We start from the raw sequence: 24326 nt of genomic DNA, 5'->3' as shown, positions 1-24326 counted from the left end.
TCTGTTTGTACGGCCTTGTACCAATGCTTGGCAATGACTCGTCACATAATGATTCGAAACTCAATGAGTTTACGGGTTCTCTCAATACTTCCGTTGAAGTATCTCTCCCCAGATAATAGCGCGGCGGGCTTCTTCTGCGGAGTGAATCGTGAAATCATGTTCGTTATCAGTTGATTCGGTGTGAGAGTTATAATGAGAACCTTGTTGGGAATTTCGTTTATCTTGCGCGGCACTGTTTGCCAGGGATGCGGAAACGGATATTTCTTCTTTTTTTCTTTTCTGCTGCGCCGCTGGTTTCGCCGTCTGTTTGGGAGACTGTTGCGGTGGCGTCTGTTTCAGGGGTTTAGGCTGGAATAATTCTTCCAGCGACTTGGGGCCACCCCATGCCTCGGGCATAGGAACTGCATCCGGAGCTACTTCAACGGGGGATGGCATCGGGGAAACGGGGCGTTTATTCTTAGCTTTTTTCGATTTACTATTCTTATTCACCTCTTTGAATATTCCCACAAGAATGACACCTGCTATCAAGAGAAATTTCAAAAAATCTTCCATTGTGTTTCACTGCTAATTAGTTATCTGCCAAAGTTACGTATTTTATCTGGTTCAGGCTAACATTTTATTATGAAAAAAGGGCAGCTTCACAGCTCCCCTTAATTTTTTTAACCTAAACCTTAACTATGAAAAAATCTAATGTTTCTTTCATTGCACAAATGTGAAAAATAAATTTAAATATGCCAAGCATATCGCCTAAAAATGTTTATTCTCTTAACATAAATTACAAATTTGCTTGCCAAATCATAAGTTTTTGCGTTATTTTGATATCAATTCACTACTTATTGAAAGCGAAGCCGTATCTTTGCATCCGAATTTTTAAACTAAGATTTGAGTATGAACGAATTAACGGGAGCGGACTTTAAATCCGCAACTGAAATGAAGGATGACAACAAAAAGTTGTTTATCGAAACCTATGGCTGCCAGATGAATGTAGCCGACAGTGAGGTGATTGCCTCGGTGATGCAAATGGCGGGTTATTCCGTAGCCGAAACGCTGGAGGAAGCCGATGCCGTGTTTATGAATACCTGTTCCATCCGCGACAATGCGGAGCAGAAGATTCTGAATCGCCTGGAGTTTTTCCACTCGCTGAAGAAAAAGAAAAAGCATCTGATTGTAGGTGTATTGGGCTGTATGGCCGAACGGGTAAAGGATGATCTGATAACGAATCATCATGTAGACCTCGTTGTGGGGCCGGATGCTTACCTGACGTTGCCCGACCTGATTGCGGCCGTAGAAACCGGTGAAAAAGCAATCAATGTGGAACTTTCTACTACCGAGACTTATCGGGATGTGATTCCGTCGCGTATCTGCGGCAATCATATTTCGGGTTTTGTATCCATCATGCGTGGCTGCAATAACTTCTGCACCTATTGTATCGTGCCCTATACTCGTGGACGCGAGCGCAGCCGTGACGTAGAAAGCATCCTGAATGAAGTGGCAGACCTCGTGGCGAAAGGCTATAAGGAAGTCACCCTGTTGGGGCAGAACGTCAACTCTTACCGTTTTGAAAGACCGACAGGCGAAGTGGTTACTTTCCCGATGTTGCTCCGAACAGTGGCCGAGGCTGCTCCGGGAGTGCGTATTCGTTTCACGACTTCCCATCCGAAAGATATGAGCGATGAAACGCTGGAAGTGATTGCGCAAGTTCCGAATGTGTGTAAACATATCCATCTGCCTGTGCAGAGCGGCAGTTCGCGTATTCTGAAACTGATGAACCGTAAGTATACCCGTGAGTGGTATCTGGACCGGGTGGCAGCTATCAAACGTATCATCCCCGATTGCGGACTGACTACCGATATTTTCTCCGGTTTTCATTCTGAAACGGAAGAGGATCATGCCTTGTCACTTTCGCTGATGGAAGAATGTGGATATGATGCCGCTTTCATGTTTAAATACTCCGAACGTCCGGGAACGTATGCGTCCAAGCATCTCGAAGATAATGTGCCCGAAGAGGTGAAAGTCCGTCGCCTGAACGAGATTATCGCTTTGCAGAACCGTCTGTCTGCCGAATCCAACCAGCGTTGCATCGGTAAAACGTATGAAGTGCTTGTGGAAGGAGTCTCCAAGCGTTCGCGCGACCAGCTGTTCGGCCGTACGGAGCAGAACCGTGTGGTGGTGTTCGACAGAGGTACGCACCGTGTCGGTGATTTCGTTAATGTGCGTGTCACGGAGGCCAGCTCGGCTACGCTGAAGGGGGAAGAAATCTGATTTCACCACAGAGGACACGGAGGTCTTTTTTCTTCCTTGAAACTCTGTGTCTTCTGCATTCTTTGTGGTAAAACTTACATCATCATGTGTCTCCTGATGGAGAACTTCACAATCGCCATCGCATTGATGGACGCGAATGGAATATCCATCGGCTCATGATGAGTATTATAGCTCACGAGCTTGAGATACCCTTCTTTTTCCGAACGATTCACGTACTTCACCGCCAGATACTCGTCTCCGTCAATCATAAACGACACCAGGTATATTTCCCCGTAAATCACGTTGTCGAAACTGCTAATTTCCTTGTATCCGATAATATCTCCCGATTTCAGTATGGGATACATGCTGTCTCCGTTGACGTAGACCGCCCCGTCGCAGACGGAAATATTGGGAATCCATATCTTCCCCAGTGCATATTGCTGTTTGTTGGTGAATAATGTTTTCAGGTTCGCCGCCGCCGTAATATCGTATAATGTCACGCTACGGTCGTCTATTGGTTCGGGCGTTTTCGGATTGTGTATAATTTCGACTTCTCCCTGTACCAGCTCGCTTTGGCAAAATCTCGGCTGATGTTTCGGATTTCCTTTTCCCAATAATAGCCAGTTATAGTCCACCTTGTCTCCGAATTTGTCAAGCAGCAGACGGAAATCAATACTGTTTCGTGCTCCCCAATTGGTAACTGTTGCTCTCGAAACTTCCAGGTATTCAGCTAGTTCGCTGTCTCTCTTTAAGTTCAATGCCTGTTTGGCACGCTTGATGATACCTAATACATCCAAATTTGTATCCATTCTGTTTTTTTATTTAAAAGACTAATCTCGGATTTACAAATGACAGCTATAAAAATGGCTGCCTCAAAAATATGTTTACTATATGTTTATAATCAATGATTTGTGAAATAGTTGAGATTTAATATTGAAAATTGCTATTTTATTTATGAAAAATATTCTATCTTTGTCCCATTGATTAATAGAAAACGTTTCAAAAATATAAATTAAAAACGGATATGCCATGCAATACTTCAAGAAAAACACAAAAAACTTGAAATTTTCTCATCCGCCACCTGCGGAAAGCTTACTGATGCCTGTTAACAGTTATTCTCTCAAGTATTAATAGCTATTTCTCTAACCATTAATATCTGAAACGCCAGATGTTAATACCTGGCAATAGGATAACAAAAGGATAACATATTGTATACGAATACTCCGTATTTGAATGATTACAGACCTGACTGATAAAAACTAGCATTTATAATTTATAATTGGATAACAAAATGAAAAGCTCAAAAGTACAAACACTGTGCGTTTGCGGATGTTGCAAACGCTCTCTTCCGGCAAGTGCCTTTTATATCAATAAGAAAACCGGCCTTCCCGGCAACTACTGTAAGGAATGTCGTAAAACTGTCAGCCGGAACCACCGGAAAAACGAGAAACGCTCCCTGGCATGCGACAGGGAAAGCAATTATCCGGTAATAACCTCTACGGAAAATCCCACGTTGCGACGGGAACTTATTCTGCATGCCCTTGAAACCGTAGCTGCCAGCATTGAACGGAAAAGGCGGAAAGTCCGTGAATCGGAATTTGAATCCGAATCAGGTTCTGAATTCCAATCCGAATCAGTCTTTGAATTGGAATTAGAATCAAAATCAGGATCAAAATTAGAATTGGCAGACTGATTTATAAAAACAATTTATATCATGGGACGAATAAAACAAGGGCTTGACTATTTCCCTTTGAATACCGATTTTATGCACGACCGTGTCGTACGCCGTGTGATGAAGCGTGAAGGCGATTCCGCCTTCACGATCCTGCTCTATACCCTGTCTTATCTATATTCGGGCGAGGGTTATTATATTCATGTCGATGATGACTTCTATGACGAACTCTCCGACCAGCTCTTCAGCACGGATAACGATAGTGTCCGCCGGGTGCTTCGTCTGTTTGTGGAGTACGGTTTCTTCGATTCCTCTCTCTACGAACGTTACGGCATCCTGACTTCCGCCGACATTCAGCGGCAGTTCCTTTTTATTACTAAACGCCGCAGCCGCCGTCATATTTCTCCGGACTACTGTCTGCTGCCGGATGAGGAAACCGTACACTCCACCCTTCCGGATGCTGTTGCAGAAACCCCGGATATTGTAACGCAAACCCTCGATACTGTAACAGAATCCCCGGGTACTGCAACAAAAAGCACCTTCATAAAAAGAAAAGAAAAAGAAAGGAAAGAAAACATCCTCCCTAACCCTCCTTTGCCCAAAGGAGGGGATGAGGGAGAAGAAGGAGGAGATTTTTCTAACAGAAAACCGGCGAAGAAGAAACACGAACTGACACAGTCGGATATTGACCGGATGCAAGCTCCTGCTGACGGACACCCGCGCAACCTTTCCGGACTGTTGGATAACCTTCGCCTTTATCATATTCCTCCCTCCGAACAGTATGCAATCGTACTGAAAAGTAATTACGGAGAAATCGGTGGTAAGGTTTGGAAGGGTTTCGGTGTCATTCGGGCAAGTGCCGGAAAGATCAAACTGCCCGGTCATTATTTGTTGAGTGTCCTGAATAACTGAATTAATGAGGATTATGATGCTGTTATATTGTGTAATATATTGTAAATTAGTAGTATAGTCGCAAATTTCCATATTAACGAATTTATTAACGCACACTTTTAAAATCTCTTGCACAGACAGAAATAAGGTCTTATATTTGCATTGTCGATAAGCTTAAAGACACAGACAGACTAGAATTATTAACGACTAAAAACTATTACAATTATGCCAGTATTGTACAAACCCTTCCAGTCAACTCTGGAAGACAAAAAAAGCGGTAAAAAACTCTTCTACCCCCGAGTTGTACGTTCGGGAAACGTAGATTCCGCACAACTTTCGAAAGAGATAGCAGCCTACTCTTCCCTCTCTCCGGGTGACGTAAAAAACACACTCGACAACCTGGTGACGGTGATGGGTCAACACTTGCAATCTTCGGAAAGCGTAAGCGTGGACGGTCTTGGTACCTTCCGTATGGTGATGGTGGCTCGTGGCAAAGGTGTGGAAACCTCTGACGAAGTGTCGGCTGCACAGGCTACGCTTACCGTCCGTTTCCAACCGGCGACTACCAGGAACCTTGACCGCACTACCGCTACCCGTTCGATGGTGACCGGTGCGAAGTGTGCCCGTTATGATAAACTTGTTTCCGATGCGGGTAGTGCGGAAGGCGGCAACTCCGGTGGAAGCGACAAGCCCGGTGGAGGCGGTAATGAAGGAGGCGGAGAAGCGCCCGATCCGGCTGCATAAATGGCGTCACAGCAGTGAAGAGTACACAAAATGTAAACGACAAACGTCGTAGGCTTAACTAAACATTTGGCTTTTAACTAAACTAGAAATCATCCACTAACATGAGGATTATCAACTTGATTGTGGTGCATTGCAGCGCTACGAGGGAGGATTGTATACTTTCTCCGGAAGATTTGGACCGGTTGCACCGGCGTCGCGGATTTAACGGAACAGGCTATCACTACTACATCCGCAAGGATGGAACAGTGCACCTTACCCGGCCCGTGGAACGCATCGGAGCACACGCCAAAGGTTTCAACGCTCACTCGATAGGTATCTGCTATGAAGGTGGTCTGGACTGCCGGGGACGCCCGGCAGATACCCGGACCCCGGCACAGCGGGCTACGCTCCGGCAACTCGTCGGGCAACTACAGGAGAAATTTTCCGGCTGCCGGGTCTGCGGACACCGGGATCTTTCGCCGGACTTGAACGGAAACGGTGAGATAGAACCGGAAGAGTGGATTAAACAGTGCCCGTGCTTCGATGTGGCAAAGGAATTCAAGGAGTTCGGAGAATTTGCCGATAGAACTGATGAGACTGGAAGTACGGAGAAACACAGAGTAACACAACACATTAAAGAACAGAAAGGAGGTAAATGATGGCAATGAAGAAATCAGTATGGGATATGATCCTGAAGGTGGTTATCGCAGTGGCTTCGGCTTTGGCAGGCGTTTTAGGCGCTAATGCGATGAATTTGTAAAAGAGAAATGCTGAATAATCCCCACTATGCAAAATTGTGCGCGCCAGTTTGGCATGGCGGGGCTTTGTAGAATTATCCAATAGTGAATTATAACAATAAACACAATGACTAAACGAATTATATTCATATTATTAGCAGTATTTTGGGGATTGGGACTGCAGGCGCAAACCGTAGAAAAAGATGGTACCTATTATTATGACGCAATACCAGTGACATTCGACATTGGAAAAATGATATTTACGGATGTACGCGATACACGGAAAGTGCCACCTTGGTATAATAGCTTCATTTACATGCCTAAAGGGAGCAGCCATTATCAGAAGACTCAAGGGAATGCCGTTTTTTATCGGATGGAGATTCCGGCTTCGGGAAATGTAATTGTCCATAACTGGAACTCACGCATGGGATTTAGTTCCTTGTTTGTATATCGACTCCTTTCTGAACTTCAGCCAGACAGTGATGTAAACATAGAAGAGGTCGAAATTTTTGAAGAGGGAGACTTTATGTCCCCGGATTTTGATCCGGAGAAGCTTGGTATCCCTGAAGGTGCTTCTCATGGACTTGCTTATATCCATTTGAAAAATTTACCTGCCGGCACCTATTTTATTATTACTGCAGGATATAAATACATGAATGGTTCTGTTCCCAATGGAGAACTGGGAATAACTATTATAGCCGATTTATCACCTGGCATTCCTGATGAACCGGAAATTCTGCCGGAGGAACCGGATAATAGCCCGGTATGGTACCAATACGATCAGTCGGGTAATCGAATTAAAACTAATAAGAAATAGCAATATATATGAAAAATATGATACAAAGATTCATTATTTTAATAATCGCCTCACTGACGGCCCTTTCTGCAAAAGCGCAGGGCGCAACAACATTAGAAGGTGGTAATGACTACGCTAATACGGGGTACGAAGTAGGTGAAATACCTATTCAATACGCCCTTACTCCCACGGGAGCTGTTACCTATCAGGTGGCAATCGATATTCATCCTGATCCGGAAGACTTTCACCCCCGTTTGTCGTTCTGTTACAATAGCCAACAACGTGAAAGCGCATTGGGGTATGGGTGGAATATCAGTGGGCTCTCCGGTATCACCCACGTGGCTGGAACAATCTATTATGATGGAAAATCATCTCCTCTCTCTTTGAACGAAGATAAGTTGATGTTGGATGGTATCCGCTTGTTAAAAACTGGTACGAATAGTTGGCAAAGCGAACAGGGATTCGTGAAAGTGAAAAAATTGGCGAACGGTTCATTGCAAGCTCGTTATCCAGATGGAAACATCGCTTTGTTTGAAGCCTTTGCGCAAGCTCCTTTCAGCTACGTGATGACTTCATATACGAACCGTAAAGGTAGAACTATTAAATATGACTATACTCAGGTTGATAATTTACCTTATATTCGTAAGATTCTGTATGGAGAAGCTGGAAGCGTATATAATGATTCCATAGTATTTACCTATCGCAATGTGACTGATGACATCACACGCTATGTTGATGGAAAAGCATTTAAATATAGTCGTTTACTGGAAAAAGTGGAATCTTTTTATAAAAGTACACTGTGGCGGCGTTATCTGCTTTCTTATCAAAATAGAGGCGTGGATCTGCCGGTACAATTGGATTGCGAGACAGAAAGCGGCAAATTAACTCCTCTGCGTTTCAAGTACGGAGATGGAAGGAGCATTGAGTTTCTTAGTGGGCAACTATTTATTTACAGAAGTATTTTCCGAATTCTGTTCAGGGAGCCAATTCTCACAGGTCACTTGCCTTGTCACGTGGAAAGTTTAGCCGGGCGTCGAAAAGTGACGGTTTAATTTCGTATCCGGTGTTAGGTGAGTATAAAGAAGACCAGCATTTACTGGTATATAAAGATTTGTCGACTTCTCCCGTTTCTCCCGTCATATTTACAGCAGGAAAAGGCTTTAAGCAATTGGAAGCGGTAGATGTGAATGGGGATGGATTGGAGGAACCGGTAAAAGTGAATTATGATGAAGATCGGTTGATGGTGTCTGTATATACAAATAATGTCGATCCTAATCGTCATTCGGATTATGTATACTCGGAATGGGATGGATATGTTCATGAACGGCAGGTACTTACCGGTGACTTTAATGGGGATGGAAAGGCAGAGCTGCTGGCTATATCCACTTGCTATGATTCGAATAGAAAGAAATATCCGTCACGTGCCTTGCTGGTAGACTTGAATAGCCGTAAAGCGATTTATAATGGAACCTGTTTTGACTTTGCACTGTACCAAGCAGATAGTCGGGCATTGCATGCCGATCGACTGATTCCTATGGATTATAATGGTGATGGAAAAACGGATATCTGTCTGATCAACATAAACGGTCTTTATGTTTACGAGTTTACCGGTGATGGGTTCAGGCAACTGGCATACTCTAGTGCTATTAATATCATGCACTTCAATTTTGAAAGCGGTACTATAAAGGACAGGGAACTGATGGTGGCTGATATGAACGGTGACGGGAATATGGATATTATTCTGGGGCCACGTCGTGTGCATTGTAAGGATGGGTTTAAACACTTCGGAGATGGAATTTGCCATGGTGCATGTGATAGTGAGAGTAATCTGAAAAGCGTTAGTGCGAGTGGATATAAACATTATGTACATCCCTACTCCGGCCAGGAGTGTATGGTTGATCCGAGTGTACCCCAGCGTGACTTGGTGGTCTTTGACTGGAATGTGGAGAACGGCAAGCAGTGGAAGTTTCTGTTATCAACCGGCAACTCTTCCTACAGTTCCGCTAATCCTGGATTTAAAGTGCATACAGAGGAATTGTTCTACTGTTTTCACGAGACGGTTGGGCAGAACTTCATGTTGGTGGATGTGGATAGTGACGGCTTGCCGGATTTGCTGCGTAACGTGCGTGGGAAAATCTATCTTCACTTGAACGAGAATGGAAAAATAAGTCAGAACTATAATATCCGTTCTGTTTTGCAAATGGATAATCTTTCGGCGCAGTTTGCTATGGCTAATGTAGCGCAATCTTACTACTGGTCGGGCGGGCTTATCTGCGTGGACAATGAGAATCTCCATGTATATGATTATTCTCATAACGAGTCAGAACAGCGTATGTTACATGACCTAACCGATAGTTATGGAGTGACTTCGAACCACTATTATATGGATATAATGAAAGTTCCCGAAAGTCGCTATAAGGGTACTTTGAGTCCATCATTTGGGTATATTAGTTACCCACATGCGGTAATGACTCCTCATCTGTATGTTCCGTCATGGCTGAAAAAAACAAAGGGAGGCGAGCAGCTTTCGTGGGAATACTACAACTATACTCATGCCGTTTTCCACTGTACGGGGCTCGGATTCCGTGGTTTCCGGAAAATTGAGACGGAAGACGTTATAAATAAACGTCTGATGACTTCCGTATTTGATCCGGAATTGTTAGGTGCGGAGATAAAAAAGGAAACTCCCACTGATACAGTTGTACGTAAATATGTGTTGGAGAGGGCACAGGATAAAACGATCCTTCTGAAATTACAGAAAGAAACGGTGAAGAATGCTCTCAATGAAACGGAAAAAGTGACTAGGTATGAACATAATGGGTATGGGCAGGTGGTTGCTGTATCCACTTCCTGTGGCGTCCTTAAGGAAACGAAATCGCATGGTTATGAGAATGTGGAAAATAGTGATTTGTATCTATTGGGACTTCCGCTTTATTCCGTGACAAAGAACTTCCGTAATGATTCAACTGTTATCCAGGAAGTAAGAGTAGATTACGACGACCGTTATTGGCCTGTTTGTAGAACAAACTTTATCAATGGAAGTATCACTTCCCAAGAACGTTACGAGTATAACGACCGTTTGCAGCTAATCAAGCAGAAGCAATGCTCTTATGAGTCAACAGATACATTAGGATACACATTTATGTACTACCCTAACGGACGCCTGCTTAAAAAGACTAATGCCATGGGACTATCTATTGACTATACGTATGACCCTGCAACCGGACTTTTGCAAAGCAGTTCTGACGCTAAAGGACGCATCACCCGCTACATCTATGATGCATGGGGACGTCTTATGGAAACCAGCTATCCTGACGGGAGTGCGAAACAGCTATCAATTGCATGGAGCCAGGGAAAGGACCCCGGACTGTATGTTGTAACCGCTACTGAGACCGGAAAACCCGTGACGAAAATGTATTATGACTTTCTCAAGCGTGAAGTGCGTACATCGCAGATTCGCTTTGATGAACGGGAAATGAAAATAGATAAGGTGTATAACCCCAAGACTGGCTTGTTGGAAAAAGAATCACTACCGACTAAGGATAGCGTGCCTTCACACTGGACCCACTTTGTATACGACAAGTTCAACCGTCTTACCTCTACCCGCCACGCCTCGGGGAAAATAGATTCCTGCGCCTATGGAATTTTGACGGACACTGTTCTAGAGAATGGTATTCGCCGCATTCGCAAGTATGACGCTGCGGGACTGATGACGCAGGTTGCGGATAACGGGGGAATTATTGACTATTACTACCGCCCTGACGGACAACCGATAGTAGCAGTAGTAAAGGCGAATCAGAAAGAAATACAGACCCGTTTCTACTACGATAAGTACGGTCGGCGCATTGCTATCAAAGACCCGAGTGCCGGAATCAGGCGTACAGCATACGACGCTGCCGGAAACATATGTAAGGAAACGGATGCTGATAGTCGTGAGATTGTGAAAGAGTACGATTGCTACGGGAGAATAACCAGGCAGACTACCCCTGACATGACAACGGTCTACACCTATGACAATACAGAGAACCTGCTGCTCTCGGCAGTGTCGAGCAATGGCAGTGGTATGTACAACGTTTACGACGGATATGGCAGGCTGGAAATGCAGCGTGAAAAAGCGCCAGACGGCAAGTGGTTACAGAAAACGTATGGCTACACTACCACTGGACTGCCATCCGATGTGGTTTATACTTCTCAAAACGGAACATTGGCTACCGAGCATCTGATTTACCGGAACGGTTTCTTGTCCGAAGTCCGCTTGCAGGACGGGACCTTGGTGTATCGTCACGATGAAGAGAACGAGTTGGGCCAATTGACGAAGCTTACCGCCGGTGGTATGCAACGCAGCTATACCTTTAATGATTGTGGATTACTTACAAGACGCAGCATTATGAGGGCAGACGAAACAGTCATGTTCGACCATAGCTACAGCTTCAATACGGAAACCAACAGTCTAGAGAATCGTACGGATGAGACGAGAGGGTTGTCGGAAAACTTCGGTTATGATGAATTGAACCGCTTACGAATTGAAGGACATAACAGTATCATCTATGACGATTTGGGCAATATTCGCAGGAAGAGTAATGAAAATAACTTGGGCCTGAATTATACTAATCCTAATCGCCCCTATGCAGTGACTGGTTTGGATTACAACGGGGGAGACCCGGTAAAGTCAGGTATTGACATCACTTATACCGCTGCCCAGCGTCCTTCTGTTATCATGCTGGATACGAAGAAAGTCATGTTGACGTACAACGCCAATCATGAGCGCATACGTATGCAGTATTCTGTGAACAATCAGAATGAGTTGACTCGTTACTATCTGGGTGGTAACTACGAAATAGACGAATCTCTTGGCAGTGTCAAAGAAAAGCTTTATCTTGGCGGCGGATATTATGATGCTCCTGCGGTATTAATAAAAGAAGGTAATCGCTTATCTGTTTTCTTTATTCATCGGGATTACTTAGGCAGCATTTTACAAATAGCCGATGCACAAGGAAACGTAGTGGAAGAGAATAGCTTTGATGCTTGGGGAAGATTGCGCAATCCCGCTACCCAAACCGTTTATGCACCAGGTACGGAGCCTGAGCTGATGCTGGATCGAGGCTTTACAGGACACGAGCATCTTTCGTTCTTTGGATTGATTAACATGAATGCCCGTCTGTATGATCCAGTGCTGGGAAGATTCTTGAGTCCTGACCCATATGTGCAGGTGTTGGACTTTACGCAGTCGTATAATCGGTATATGTATGCGATGAATAATCCACTGTGCTATGTGGATCGGAATGGAGAGTTTCTTTGGTTTGTTCCTGTAATTATTGGTGCTGCAATTGGTATGTATTCGGGTGGTGTTATAGCTAATAAAGGACAATATAATCCTGTAAAATGGGATTGGAGCTCCGGTAAAACTTGGGGTTATATGCTTGGTGGTGCTGTTGTAGGCGGTGTGTCAGGTTATGTAGGTGGAGCGATAGCGACTTCAGGAATTCCAATGGCGAACACTGTGGCTATAGCTGGTTCTTCGCTTGTCAACTCGGTAGGTACTTGGGCTTATACCGGTGGACAAACGCCGATATCAATCAGTCTTGGTGCAGTCTCTTACGACTTTACGAATGGAGATTTTGGATATCTCGGCGAAAAAGGGAATTCTGTACTGGAGAATATCGGATATGGGCTTGGAGCACTGGCAAATTTGAGTGATGCGTTGATAGGATTTAATCCTCAAAAGGTTGATTTGGTTACTGAAAATTCGGATGCTGTAGGGCATTCTGCATTAGTAAATGAAGGAACTATGACAGGAACTGGTTTGGGCAATGGAAATCCTGCTAATGCTGACCCTAATGGTATTATTTCAGTCGGTCCCAATAGGTATGTCGACGGGAATGGCAGTTGGCATTGGATGAAAGGAACAAACCATTGGGATACTCATACAGGTGCAGGAGAAGTGTTTTGGCGACAAACTCTTAATGTCAATAAGGGTACAATAATGAAATATGGACAATGGCTTAATAAGATGGAGAATTCTGGCAAATTTATCTATAGCTTGGAATTGAGCAGTTGTGTTACACATACTTCTGTTGCATTGAATTTATCGGGATTGTTCAATATAGGAATACATCCATATCTCTTAAATGCACAAATGTATTTGTGGGGAAATGGTATTAGACCGTGGACTTATAGTTATTTTTTTAATAAATAAAAATGAAACATTTACTTTTAATTCTATTCCTGCCTATGATTTTTAACATTTCATTAATGGGGCAAGATAAATCCGAACAAGACAGGCAAAAAGATATTTTAGACTGTCTTGTCAAAATGGGGGAAGATACTATGGTTACCCTGAATATTTGTGAAAGTAAATATCTGAATTTTAATTATCAAACGATAAAAAGCACATTTGATTTTCACGGAAAGAGAGTTGCATTTTTTAAAGGCAATGCAGGGACGATCAAAAGCACAAAAAAAGAATATTTTGATAGGATAAAGTATTTTGTAAACCAAAAAGGTTACTTGCCCTTATGTACCGATCAATTGGTCATTTTTAACGAAGATCAAGTGGCAAAAACAGGGTATGATGCTGCGATTGTTTATCAAAGTAAAAGATTAGTACCCATAAACGAGGTCGTCAGAAAACTGAGAAAGAGCAAATAGAACTTTTATTCATCAAGTAGGAAGGGAACTGGGTTTGTTTTCTTCCTACTTTCTTTTATGGTTTATATTCAAAAAGCCCCGGACGACACTTGGCTACAGAGAATGTACAGTTACATCGCTGATGGATTGTCGTCCGATATGTATCTTACCCTAATATAAGTCGACTAAAAACAGCCAATTTATATCAGGGTATTTTATATTCTCTAAATTGAATGTTTTTTAGGGCTGTATAATATTCTTCGAAATTATGCATTCGAAAGTATGTAATTTGAATTTTGTTAGTAAAGGGAAATAGAAACTATCTAAAATATAATTTAAGATTTTTCTTAAAAAGTCTCATTTCTCTTTTAGTAGAAAGCTCCTTATAGTTGTATTTATATTATGTATATAGTTTTTCTATAAACTTTGATACATGAATAGTTTGTAGTAACCAAAATCTAAATATTTGATGCCTATGAAAGCATTTACTCTCAAAACTTTGCTTAGTTGTGGCTTCTCACAATCTTTGTACATTTCTTTGATGAAAAAAGGAGGTGCGATTCTTTTATTGGCCTTGTTACCTGTTTCTATGATTTATGCGGATCATGAAACTTCTCCAAAGGATACGGTGAAGTTGGCATACAGTCCACAACAGATTGATGGGGCCGATCTGATGAAGGTGAAAGACGCCAATTTCGTAAACTCCCTGATAGGAAGAGTGGCGGGAGCTGCTATTAATCCCAGTGCTTCCGGTGTGGGTGGTTCAGTAAGGATGGTGTTGCGTGGTTACCGTTCCATATTAAAATCCAACAATGTGCTTTTTACTTTGGATGGTGTACCTTTGCCACGATTGGAGCCAGAGCAATCTTTTAATGTAAATACCTCTAACTGGCAGACTGGTGATGGTATAGCAGCTTTCTCTCCTGATGATATAAAGAGCATTTCTGTTTTGAGTACCGCAGCAGCTTCTACTTTGTATGGTAGTCGTTCCGCTAGCGGTGTGGTGATGATTAATACAAAGAAAGCACATTCCGGAAAACTAAGAGTAGAGTTGGGGAATAGTACCACTTTCAGTTCGCCACTTGTCATGCCTGAATTCCAGCAGACCTACGTGGCGGGGTGGGGAGAAAAGACGAATCATCCTCAGTCATGGAATCCAGCAGACTTTTTCCGTACCGGACATACTATCAATAATTCCCTTAGCCTTTCTATAGGAAATGAATATAATCAAACCCGAGTATCGGCTGTCACAATGAATGGCACTGGCATCATTCCCAACAACGATGTAGATCGTTACAATTTCTCATTCCGGAATACATCTTCTTTATTAAATCATAGACTGAAACTCGACTTTACTTTGAGATATATTCATACCGCAGAACAGAATATGTTATCGCAAGGTATGTATGGTAATCCATTGGTTCCTGTCTATTTGGTACCTGATGTGTTGCAAGAGCGTATTAGCGTCAATCCCGATTATAACTACAAGAATCATTTTGAAGTTTACGATCCGAAACTTGGGGCTAATGCGCAATATTGGCCTTTAGGAAACATGGGGATGGGTATGCAAAATCCTTATTGGATAATCAACCGGAATCTGTACAATCAGAAAAAGAGACGTTTACTAGGTGGGATAGGAGCAAAATATGATTTGACCTCCTGGCTCAATGTGGCGGGGCGTATTCATTACGATCGTGATAAAGAAACTGCCACCGAAAAACTTTATGCGTCTTCTCTTCAAGCCAATCCTTTGGGCTCGTATTATGAGTCTGAAGATAAGAATACCCAGTTTTATTCCGATCTCCTGTTCAATGTCAATAAAAAGCTAGGGGACTTTTCGATTAATGCCACTTTAGGTTCTTCTATTTGTGATACGAAGTTTGATAACTCTTACATTGACGGTGCATTGGGAGTAGTGAATCAGTTTAATTTATCAGGGCTGGATAAACATGGGGGCTCTTACTATAGAGATCAAGACTTCAATTATCACGACCGGGCTACATCATTGTTTATGCTTGCGCAATTGGGATATAAAAACCTGTTATTTCTTGATTTGGGCGGACGAATGGAATGGCTGAAATTCTGGGATGATGATTCAAGTTATTCAACAGATGTTATCTATCCTTCGGTAGGGGTATCTGTAGTCCCAACAGGATGGTTGTCTGATAATCCCAACCGATTCCTTTCGTTTCTAAAACTCAATTATACCTATAGTGAAACCGGTAATAGTTTTACTGATTATATCTTTTTGAATAAAAAAAGGGTGGGTTTGAAGCCCAGATTGGAGGATAATATGCTGGATCCCGAGCATACTAAGTCTCACGAAATAGGACTCAATGCAGGTTTTCTTAATGATAAAATCAGTTTGGCGTTTACAATGTACAAGACATCTACTTCCGATTTACCGTTTGGAGGATATCTTTCTATTCCCTTTCAGGGGGATATTTATTTCATGTATAATGGGGCCAAGGTTGATAATAAAGGTTTCGAGCTTATCTTGAGTACAAATATGAATATCGGGCAGGTAAAGTGGGATGGACGTTTCACTTATTCTATCAATAAGAATGAAGTAAAGCAGCTTTTAGAACCTCAGAAAAATCCTATAACGGGTACCGATTTTAATTTAAAAGAAATCCAAATGGGTAAAGGTATCGGTTGGTATACTCCATTGAAGGAAGGTGGCTCTATAGGTGATATATATATTACAGATTTTCAGAGAGATGCACAGGGGAATGTTATTGTTGATAAATCCTCACAGACTGTCAATCCTGCATACGACTATGTGTATGCAGGTAATACTGATCCTAAATATACGATGGGCTTGGCTAACAGTTTTTTATGGAAAGGCTTTGAACTCGATTTTGTGATTCATGCCCGTTTTGGTGGTGTAGGTGTGTCGATGACGCAAGCTGCTATGGATCGATTTGGTGTCTCGCAGGCTACGGCAATAGCCCGTGATAATGGCGGTGTCTGGGTTAGTGATGAAAAGATTCCGGCAGAGAACTACTTTCGGCAGGTAGGACAGGCATGTACGGGAACAGTGTATACCTATGATGCCACTAATATTCGTCTTGCTGAAATGTCGATAGCCTATCATATCCCCGTTAACCGGTGGGTAAAATGGATACAAGATGTTCGGGTGGCATTAGTGGGACGTAATTTGCTTATGTTGTACAATAAAGCTCCGTTTGATCCGGAATCTACGGCAAGCACGGGAACCTGGGGGCAGGGCATAGACAATTTCCGTCAGCCTAGCTACAGAAACATGGGCTTTTCCGTTAATCTGACTTTTTGATCTTCTTGAAAAAAGAGAACTTGTCCCGATAGGAGCTGTCAAAACTACTTCTGCCTCCTATCGGGAACAACTCTTCTATTAAAAGTCCTTAACGAAACCCCAATCCATCACTTTTTATTTGTTTCTTTGCACCAAATTCGGGTATAGTGTTGTCTTGTCATTCGAGGCAGCACTTAATTTTGCTTAGATAGTTAATGGAGAAACTCAGTATAAATGCTTGTCCGGTGTGTGGCGGTATGCACTTGAAACGCGTCATGACTTGTACGGATTTTTATGCTTCGGGCGAACAGTTTGAACTGTATTCGTGTGAGGACTGTGGATTTACATTCACACAAGGAGTTCCCGTGGAAGCAGAGATAGGCAAGTATTATGAGACTCCCGACTATATTTCTCACACTGATACGCGCAAGGGCGCGATGAATAATATCTACCATTACGTACGTTCTTATATGCTGGGCCGCAAAGCGCGCTTGGTAGCTAAAGAGGCGCATCGTAAAACGGGGCGTTTGCTCGATATAGGTACGGGAACCGGTTACTTTTCCGATACAATGGTTCGCCGGGGATGGAAGGTAGAGGCAGTGGAGAAAAGCCCGCAGGCACGTGAGTTTGCAAAAACACATTTCGAACTGGAGGTAAAGCCCGAATCGGCTCTGAAAGAGTTTGCTCCTGCTAGCTTTGATGTCATCACTCTCTGGCATGTGATGGAGCATCTCGAATCTTTGAATGAGACCTGGGAAACGCTTCGCGAATTGCTGACAGAAAAAGGAGTATTGATTGTGGCAGTACCCAACTGCTCTTCTTATGATGCCAAGCGCTACGGTGAATATTGGGCGGCTTATGACGTTCCCCGTCATCTCTGGCATTTCACTCCGGGCACTATACAGCAGCTGGCTTCCCGTCATGGCTTTATTATGGCGGCACGTCATCCGATGCCGTTCGATGCGTTTTACGTATCTATGTTGAGCGAGAAACATCGTGGCAGTTCATGCAGTTTCCTGAAAGGGATGTTTGCCGGGACGTTGGCCTGGTTCAATGCTTTGGGAAGGAAAGAACGCAGCAGTTCAATGATTTATGTATTCCGAAAAAAGAGATAACGCATGGGAAATCAAAACAAATATAAGTCAGGTTCGATTTTCGACATGCAGTTCATCACGTCGAGTATCAGTACGACATTAGTGTTGCTGTTGCTGGGACTGGTTGTCTTCTTCGTATTGACAGCACACAATCTTTCCGTATATGTCCGCGAGAATATCAGTTTCTCCGTTCTTATCAGTGACGACATGAAAGAAGCGGATATACTGAAACTTCAGAAGAAGCTGAATCAGGAACCTTTCGTGAAACAATCCGAATATATCTCTAAAAAACAAGCACTGAAAGAACAGACGGAAGCAATGGGAACCGATCCGGAAGAATTCTTGGGCTATAACCCTTTTACCGCTTCCATTGAAATCAAACTCCATTCCGACTATGCAAACTCCGACAGCATTGCGAAGATAGAGAAAATGATTAAAAAGAACATCAACATACAAGATGTGCTCTATCGAAAGGAGTTAATTGACGCCGTGAATGATAACATACGAAATATCAGTCTGGTACTGCTTGCCTTGGCGGTAGTGCTTACTTTTATCTCTTTTGCCCTGATAAACAATACCATAAGACTGGCTATTTACTCCAAACGCTTCCTCATTCACACCATGAAGTTGGTAGGAGCGAGTTGGGGATTCATCCGGGGGCCATTCCTTCGAAAGAATGTATGGAGCGGGATATTGGCAGCCATCGTTGCCGATTCCATATTGATGGGGACCGCTTATTGGGCCGTGACGTACGAACAGGAATTGCTTCAGGTCATCACGCCTGAAGTCATGTTGATAGTCTGTGCAAGCGTATTGGCGTTTGGAATTGTAATAACGTGGCTATGCGCCTATTTCTCCATGAATAAATACTTGAGAATGAAAGCAAACAGCCTGTACTATATTTAGCGGATGGCGAATGACTGACGGCAAACCTGTGTTTGCGTGTGATTAGCATCCGTAACAACCGACTGATAGAGTAAGGGAATGATTGAATTTAGTAATTTGTAATTAAATAAACTATGTCTGACAAGCAGAAATTTGCCTTTGATAAAGTGAACTTTATCTTGCTCGCAATAGGGATGGCGATTGTTATTATCGGCTTTCTATTGATGACGGGACCTACATCGTCCGAAACGCTTTTTGAACCCGATATTTTCAGTGTACGCAGAATCAAGGTAGCGCCGGTCGTTTGCCTGTTTGGCTTTATATCTATGATTTATGCAGTATTGCGCAAACCTAAAACACAAAAAACAGAAGAATAAAGATGGGGGATTTAACAACATTTGAGACGATTATTATTGCTATTGTAGAAGGGTTGACAGAGTTTCTACCGGTTTCTTCTACAGGACACATGATTATTACACAAAACATATTAGGAGTAGAAAGTACAGAATTTGTAAAAGCATTTACTGTAATTATTCAGTTTGGCGCAATTCTTTCAGTTGTCTGCCTTTACTGGAAACGCTTTTTCCGGTTGAACCATACACCGGCTCCTGCAGGCGCTTCCGCTTTGAAGTGTTTTCTGCATAAATTCGATTTTTACTGGAAACTGCTGGTGGCTTTTATTCCTGCTGCAATTTTGGGTTTCCTGTTTAGCGATAAGATAGACGAGATGCTGGAAAGTGTAGCGATAGTGGCAGTGATGCTGGTAATCGGTGGTATATTTATGCTGTTCTGCGATAAGATTTTCTCGAAAGGAAGCGAAGATACCGTACTGACAGAAAAAAAGGCATTCAATATCGGTTTGTTTCAGTGTATTGCTATGATACCGGGGGTATCCCGTTCGATGGCTACCATTGTCGGAGGTATGGCCCAGAAGTTGACTCGTAAGGATGCTGCCGAATTTTCATTCTTTCTTGCCGTGCCAACTATGTTTGCGGCAACCGGTTACAAGGTGTTGAAACTCTTCCTGGATGGTGGAACCGAGATTCTTGTCAACAACATGCCGGCACTTATTATCGGTAATGTGGTGGCTTTTGTCGTTGCTTTGCTGGCTATCAAGTTCTTTATTAGCTTTGTTACGAAATATGGCTTTAAGGCATTTGGCTGGTACAGAATTATTGTTGGCGGAACCATTTTGGTAATGCTGTTGCTTGGATACAACTTAGAAATTGGCTGATGAATTTTAAAAAAGGAGAAGTACTGTTTTTCAATAAACCTCTTGGCTGGACTTCATTTAAGGTAGTAGGGCACGCCCGCTATCATATTTGCCGTCGGATTGGAGTGAAAAAACTAAAAGTCGGTCATGCCGGAACGTTGGATCCTCTTGCAACGGGGGTGATGATTGTATGCACAGGCAAGGCAACCAAACGAATAGAAGAGTTTCAATATCATACGAAGGAGTACGTCGCAACGTTGCGTTTGGGTGCTACTACTCCGTCATACGATTTGGAACATGAAATAGATGCCACCTACCCTACCGAACATATCACGAGGGAACTGGTGGAAGAAGTACTGACGCACTTTATCGGTGCCATCGATCAGGTACCTCCTGCCTTCTCTGCCTGTATGGTAGACGGTAAGCGTGCTTACGAACTGGCCCGGAAAGGAGAGGAAGTCGAACTAAAAGCAAAACAGCTTGTTATCGACGAGATTGAATTGCTGGAATGTCGACTGGATGATCCGGAACCGATGATTCAAATCCGTGTCGTATGCAGCAAAGGAACCTATATCCGTGCCCTGGCCCGCGACATCGGCGAAGCACTCCATAGCGGAGCTCACCTGACAGGATTGATCCGCACCCGTGTAGGTGATGTCCGGTTGGAAGACTGCCTGAACCCCGAACACTTTAAAGAGTGGATCGACGGACAGGAGATAGAAAATGAGGAAGAGAATAATTAACGTAATAAGGAATAGATATGAAATTATCACAATTCAAATTTAAGTTACCCGAGGATAAGATCGCTCTACATCCTATGAAATATAGAGATGAGTCGCGTTTGATGGTATTGCATCGTAATACAGGTAAGATTGAGCACAAGATGTTCAAAGATGTGTTGGACTACTTTGATGATAAAGATGTGTTTATATTCAATGATACGAAAGTGTTTCCTGCCCGCTTGTATGGTAACAAGGAGAAGACAGGTGCTCGTATCGAGGTATTCTTGTTGCGTGAGTTGAATGAAGAACTTCGTTTGTGGGACGTATTGGTTGATCCGGCACGTAAGATACGTATCGGTAACAAGCTATATTTCGGTCCGGACGATTCAATGGTGGCTGAAGTGATTGATAATACCACTTCTCGCGGACGTACGCTCCGTTTCCTTTACGACGGACCTCATGACGAGTTCAAAAAGGCACTGTATTCTCTGGGTGAAACTCCACTCCCCCACTCCATTATCAACCGTCCCGTAGAACCGGAAGATGCTGAACGCTTCCAGTCTATTTTTGCAAAGAACGAAGGTGCGGTGACTGCTCCGACTGCTAGCTTACACTTCAGCCGTGAGTTGATGAAACGTCTGGAAATCAAAGGTGTAGACTTCGCATATATCACTTTGCACGCTGGTCTGGGTAACTTCCGCGACATCGACGTAGAGGACTTGACGAAGCATAAGATGGATTCGGAACAGATGTTTGTAAACGAAATGGCGGTGAAAACCGTGAATCGTGCCAAAGATAACGGTAGAAATGTATGTGCGGTAGGTACGACAGTGATGCGTGCTATTGAAAGCGCAGTCAGCACTGACGGACATCTCAAGGAATTTGAAGGATGGACGAACAAGTTTATCTTCCCTCCGTATGAATTTACCGTAGCCAATTCAATGATTTCCAATTTCCACATGCCGCTTTCTACCTTACTGATGATTGTAGCTGCTTTTGGTGGTTATGACCAGGTGATGGATGCTTATCATGTAGCATTGAAAGAAGGTTACCGTTTCGGCACGTATGGAGATGCAATGCTGATTTTGGACAAATAATGGCAAAAGTTTATCTGGGACTCGGCACTAATCTTGGGGATAAAGAACAAAATCTTCGGGATGCCGTGCAAAAAATAGAAGAGCAGGTAGGGAAAATAGTTTCCCTGTCTGCTTTTTACGTTACTGCTCCTTGGGGATTTTCTTCCGATAACAGTTTCCTGAATGCGGCGGTTTGTGTGGAGACAAAATTATCTCCATTGGAGGTATTGCAAGAGACGCAAATGATTGAAAAAGAATTGGGGCGTACCCAAAAGTCCGTTAACAGAATGTATAGCGACCGTCTGATTGATATTGACCTGTTACTTTATGAGGATTTAGTGCTTTCTGTGATTTCTGCTTCCGGAGTAGAGTTAACCCTCCCCCATCCGTTGATGACAGAACGCGACTTCGTTATGAAACCACTAGCGGAAATTGCTCCCGGATTAGTTCATCCGGTACTCGGAAAAACGATGAAAGAGCTTACTTCTTCTTTTTCTCCGCAATAAACACCGGCAAATAGGCGATACATCCTATTAGTACTGCATACAGCAAATGGATCTCCTGAAACGGCTTGTCAATGAAATGGCAGACAATGGCGTAAATAGCAATCGTGAATCCGACATAGAGCGCCAAGACCAAAAGCGTTTTTAATTTCTTATTTAGAATCATTATAAATCTATTTATGTGTTAAATACGTGGCAAAGATACTCATTATCTCCGAAATCTCTTTATCTTTGCAACCGAAATGAAAGTGTGGACAGATTTGAGTAGCTTGCAACCACGGAAAAAAATGCTAAAACACGTCTGATTGACGCCTTTCGGTTTATCCTTTGCAGCACTCGCCTCTCCTACTCTCTCTCATTTTTTAATTTTCAATTTTTAATTCTTAATTTAAAAAGATGGGATACTTATTTACATCCGAATCGGTGTCAGAAGGACACCCCGACAAGGTAGCCGATCAAATATCGGATGCTGTGCTTGACAAACTGTTGGCTTACGACCCCAGTTCGAAAGTAGCTTGCGAAACACTAGTGACTACCGGACAAGTGGTGCTAGCGGGTGAAGTGAAAACAAAAGCGTACGTTGATCTCCAACTCATCGCACGTGAAGTGATTAAGAAAATCGGTTATACCAAAGGAGAGTACATGTTCGAAAGTAACTCTTGTGGTGTGCTTTCTGCTATTCATGAGCAAAGCCCCGATATCAACCGTGGTGTAGAGCGTCAGGACCCGATGGAACAGGGCGCAGGCGACCAGGGTATGATGTTTGGTTATGCTACCAATGAAACGGAAAATTACATGCCGCTTTCTCTTGATCTGGCACACCGCATTCTGCAAGTGCTGGCGGACATTCGTCGTGAAGGAAAGGTGATGACTTATCTCCGCCCCGATGCCAAAAGCCAGGTTACTATCGAATATGATGACAACGGAGCTCCTGTTCGCATCGATACAATCGTTGTTTCTACGCAACATGATGACTTTATCCAACCGGAAGATGATTCTCAAGCTGCCCAGCTGAAAGCTGACGAAGAAATGCTGTCTATCATCCGCCGTGATGTGATTGAAATTCTGATGCCTCGTGTCATTGCTTCTATCCATCACGATAAAGTGTTGGCACTGTTTAATGATAAAATCATTTATCATGTGAATCCTACGGGCAAGTTCGTAATTGGTGGTCCTCACGGAGATACCGGTTTGACAGGTCGTAAGATTATCGTTGATACTTATGGTGGTAAAGGTGCTCACGGTGGTGGTGCTTTCTCCGGAAAAGATCCTAGCAAGGTAGACCGTAGTGCAGCTTATGCAGCACGCCATATCGCAAAGAATATGGTTGCGGCAGGTGTAGCAGATGAAATGCTTGTACAGGTGAGCTATGCTATCGGTGTGGCTCGTCCGATCAATATTTTTGTAGATACTTACGGCCGTTCTCACGTCAACATGACTGATGGCGAGATTGCGCGTGTTATCGACCAATTGTTCGATCTTCGTCCGAAAGCTATCGAGGAACGTCTGAAACTTCGTAATCCTATTTATCAGGAAACAGCCGCTTACGGTCACATGGGACGTGAACCGCAAGTGATAACGAAGAAATTCTTCTCTCGTTACGAAGGAGACAAAACTGTGGAAGTGGAACTCTTTACATGGGAGAAACTCGACTACGTAGATAAAATTAAAGCTGCTTTTGGTCTGTAAAACAGTCTGAAACAGGGCTTAACTTGTTAAGAAAGAGCTGCAATTTCAACTTCCTTTAATGGAAATTGAAGTTGTAGCTCTTGATTTTTAATAAGTTATATTTAAATAGGGATATTCCTAAAATAATAAAATTTAAGGCAACTAATTCATTGCGAGTTAGTTGCCTTTTTTGTATCTTTAAGC

Annotated in this window: 22 protein-coding genes; 19 read left to right on the top strand and 3 right to left on the bottom strand. The window is 43.1% G+C overall.

Annotation, left to right across the window (positions count from 1 at the left end):
• Nucleotides 1-81: 81 nt before the first annotated feature.
• Nucleotides 82-552 carry a hypothetical protein gene (locus tag KFO40_RS19795; RefSeq protein ID WP_004302860.1) on the bottom strand — a complete coding sequence of 157 codons (471 nt, stop codon included), beginning with the start codon at nt 550-552 and terminating at the stop codon, nt 82-84.
• Between the two features lie 336 nt (nt 553-888).
• On the opposite strand from KFO40_RS19795, the gene miaB reads away from it, so the two are divergent.
• Entirely contained in the window at nt 889-2262 is a 1374-nt protein-coding gene (gene miaB / locus KFO40_RS19790; RefSeq protein ID WP_004302861.1) for a tRNA (N6-isopentenyl adenosine(37)-C2)-methylthiotransferase MiaB, read from the top strand.
• 74 nt (nt 2263-2336) lie between these two features.
• Here miaB and KFO40_RS19785 read toward each other — a convergent pair whose 3' ends face one another.
• Nucleotides 2337-3050, bottom strand: coding sequence for a S24 family peptidase (locus KFO40_RS19785; RefSeq protein ID WP_008775392.1), 714 nt, complete (start codon nt 3048-3050; stop codon nt 2337-2339).
• A 482-nt stretch (nt 3051-3532) separates the two neighbouring features.
• On the opposite strand from KFO40_RS19785, the gene KFO40_RS19780 reads away from it, so the two are divergent.
• From KFO40_RS19780 to folK, 17 genes are all read left to right on the top strand, one after another.
• Complete coding sequence (locus KFO40_RS19780) at nt 3533-3934, top strand: hypothetical protein (RefSeq protein ID WP_022198925.1); 402 nt, start codon at nt 3533-3535, stop codon at nt 3932-3934.
• Between the two features lie 21 nt (nt 3935-3955).
• A complete protein-coding gene (locus KFO40_RS19775) occupies nt 3956-4825 on the top strand; it encodes a DUF4373 domain-containing protein (RefSeq protein ID WP_120079430.1) in 870 nt (289 codons plus the stop codon).
• A gap of 204 nt (nt 4826-5029) precedes the next feature.
• Nucleotides 5030-5548 (top strand): HU family DNA-binding protein, encoded by a 519-nt coding sequence (locus KFO40_RS19770; protein ID WP_120079432.1) that lies wholly within the window; start codon nt 5030-5032, stop codon nt 5546-5548.
• 101 nt (nt 5549-5649) lie between these two features.
• Nucleotides 5650-6186, top strand: a complete 537-nt coding sequence (locus tag KFO40_RS19765; RefSeq protein ID WP_134985718.1) for an N-acetylmuramoyl-L-alanine amidase — start codon at nt 5650-5652, stop codon at nt 6184-6186.
• 5 nt (nt 6187-6191) lie between these two features.
• Nucleotides 6192-6287 (top strand): smalltalk protein, encoded by a 96-nt coding sequence (locus tag KFO40_RS19760; protein WP_005681936.1) that lies wholly within the window; start codon nt 6192-6194, stop codon nt 6285-6287.
• 104 nt (nt 6288-6391) lie between these two features.
• Nucleotides 6392-7081, top strand: coding sequence for a hypothetical protein (locus KFO40_RS19755; protein ID WP_049701493.1), 690 nt, complete (start codon nt 6392-6394; stop codon nt 7079-7081).
• 8 nt (nt 7082-7089) lie between these two features.
• Nucleotides 7090-8112: a hypothetical protein gene (locus tag KFO40_RS19750; RefSeq protein WP_211146717.1), complete on the top strand. Its 1023-nt coding sequence runs from the start codon at nt 7090-7092 to the stop codon at nt 8110-8112.
• An 11-nt stretch (nt 8113-8123) separates the two neighbouring features.
• Complete coding sequence (locus KFO40_RS19745; RefSeq protein ID WP_211146716.1) at nt 8124-13256, top strand: FG-GAP-like repeat-containing protein; 5133 nt, start codon at nt 8124-8126, stop codon at nt 13254-13256.
• 2 nt (nt 13257-13258) lie between these two features.
• The gene (locus KFO40_RS19740; RefSeq protein WP_049701495.1) at nt 13259-13708 is read left to right on the top strand and encodes a hypothetical protein; all 450 of its coding nucleotides are present in this window, start codon (nt 13259-13261) and stop codon (nt 13706-13708) included.
• A 454-nt stretch (nt 13709-14162) separates the two neighbouring features.
• Complete coding sequence (locus KFO40_RS19735) at nt 14163-16982, top strand: TonB-dependent receptor plug domain-containing protein (protein WP_198154744.1); 2820 nt, start codon at nt 14163-14165, stop codon at nt 16980-16982.
• 194 nt (nt 16983-17176) lie between these two features.
• On the top strand, nt 17177-18076 hold the full coding sequence (locus KFO40_RS19730) for a methyltransferase domain-containing protein (protein WP_049701497.1): 900 nt from the start codon (nt 17177-17179) through the stop codon (nt 18074-18076).
• 3 nt (nt 18077-18079) lie between these two features.
• Complete coding sequence (locus KFO40_RS19725) at nt 18080-18961, top strand: cell division protein FtsX (protein ID WP_022198918.1); 882 nt, start codon at nt 18080-18082, stop codon at nt 18959-18961.
• 113 nt (nt 18962-19074) lie between these two features.
• Nucleotides 19075-19317 carry a DUF3098 domain-containing protein gene (locus KFO40_RS19720; protein WP_009001366.1) on the top strand — a complete coding sequence of 81 codons (243 nt, stop codon included), beginning with the start codon at nt 19075-19077 and terminating at the stop codon, nt 19315-19317.
• A 2-nt stretch (nt 19318-19319) separates the two neighbouring features.
• Entirely contained in the window at nt 19320-20174 is an 855-nt protein-coding gene (locus KFO40_RS19715; protein ID WP_004322592.1) for an undecaprenyl-diphosphate phosphatase, read from the top strand.
• Nucleotides 20174-20896 (top strand): tRNA pseudouridine(55) synthase TruB, encoded by a 723-nt coding sequence (gene truB / locus KFO40_RS19710; protein WP_004307793.1) that lies wholly within the window; start codon nt 20174-20176, stop codon nt 20894-20896. Before KFO40_RS19715 ends, truB begins: the two co-directional genes overlap by 1 nt.
• 17 nt (nt 20897-20913) lie before the next feature.
• Nucleotides 20914-21972 (top strand): tRNA preQ1(34) S-adenosylmethionine ribosyltransferase-isomerase QueA, encoded by a 1059-nt coding sequence (gene queA / locus KFO40_RS19705; RefSeq protein ID WP_004298889.1) that lies wholly within the window; start codon nt 20914-20916, stop codon nt 21970-21972.
• Nucleotides 21972-22457, top strand: coding sequence for a 2-amino-4-hydroxy-6-hydroxymethyldihydropteridine diphosphokinase (folK, locus tag KFO40_RS19700; RefSeq protein ID WP_134985714.1), 486 nt, complete (start codon nt 21972-21974; stop codon nt 22455-22457). The genes queA and folK overlap by 1 nt, the downstream gene beginning before the upstream one ends.
• Here the strand turns inward: folK and KFO40_RS19695 are convergent.
• On the bottom strand, nt 22432-22620 hold the full coding sequence (locus KFO40_RS19695) for a hypothetical protein (protein WP_008023736.1): 189 nt from the start codon (nt 22618-22620) through the stop codon (nt 22432-22434). The two genes, folK and KFO40_RS19695, sit on opposite strands and share 26 nt — an antisense overlap.
• Nucleotides 22621-22850: 230 nt before the next feature.
• On the opposite strand from KFO40_RS19695, the gene metK reads away from it, so the two are divergent.
• Nucleotides 22851-24143 (top strand): methionine adenosyltransferase, encoded by a 1293-nt coding sequence (gene metK, locus KFO40_RS19690; protein ID WP_022198915.1) that lies wholly within the window; start codon nt 22851-22853, stop codon nt 24141-24143.
• The last annotated feature ends 183 nt before the right edge of the window (nt 24144-24326 follow it).

The sequence above is a fragment of the Bacteroides sp. 1001302B_160321_D4 genome (assembly GCF_015667765.1).
Classification (GTDB): Bacteria; Bacteroidota; Bacteroidia; order Bacteroidales; family Bacteroidaceae; genus Bacteroides; species Bacteroides xylanisolvens.
The sequence above is the reverse complement of the archived record's forward strand: the minus strand, read 5'-3'. Positions and strand labels throughout refer to the sequence as shown.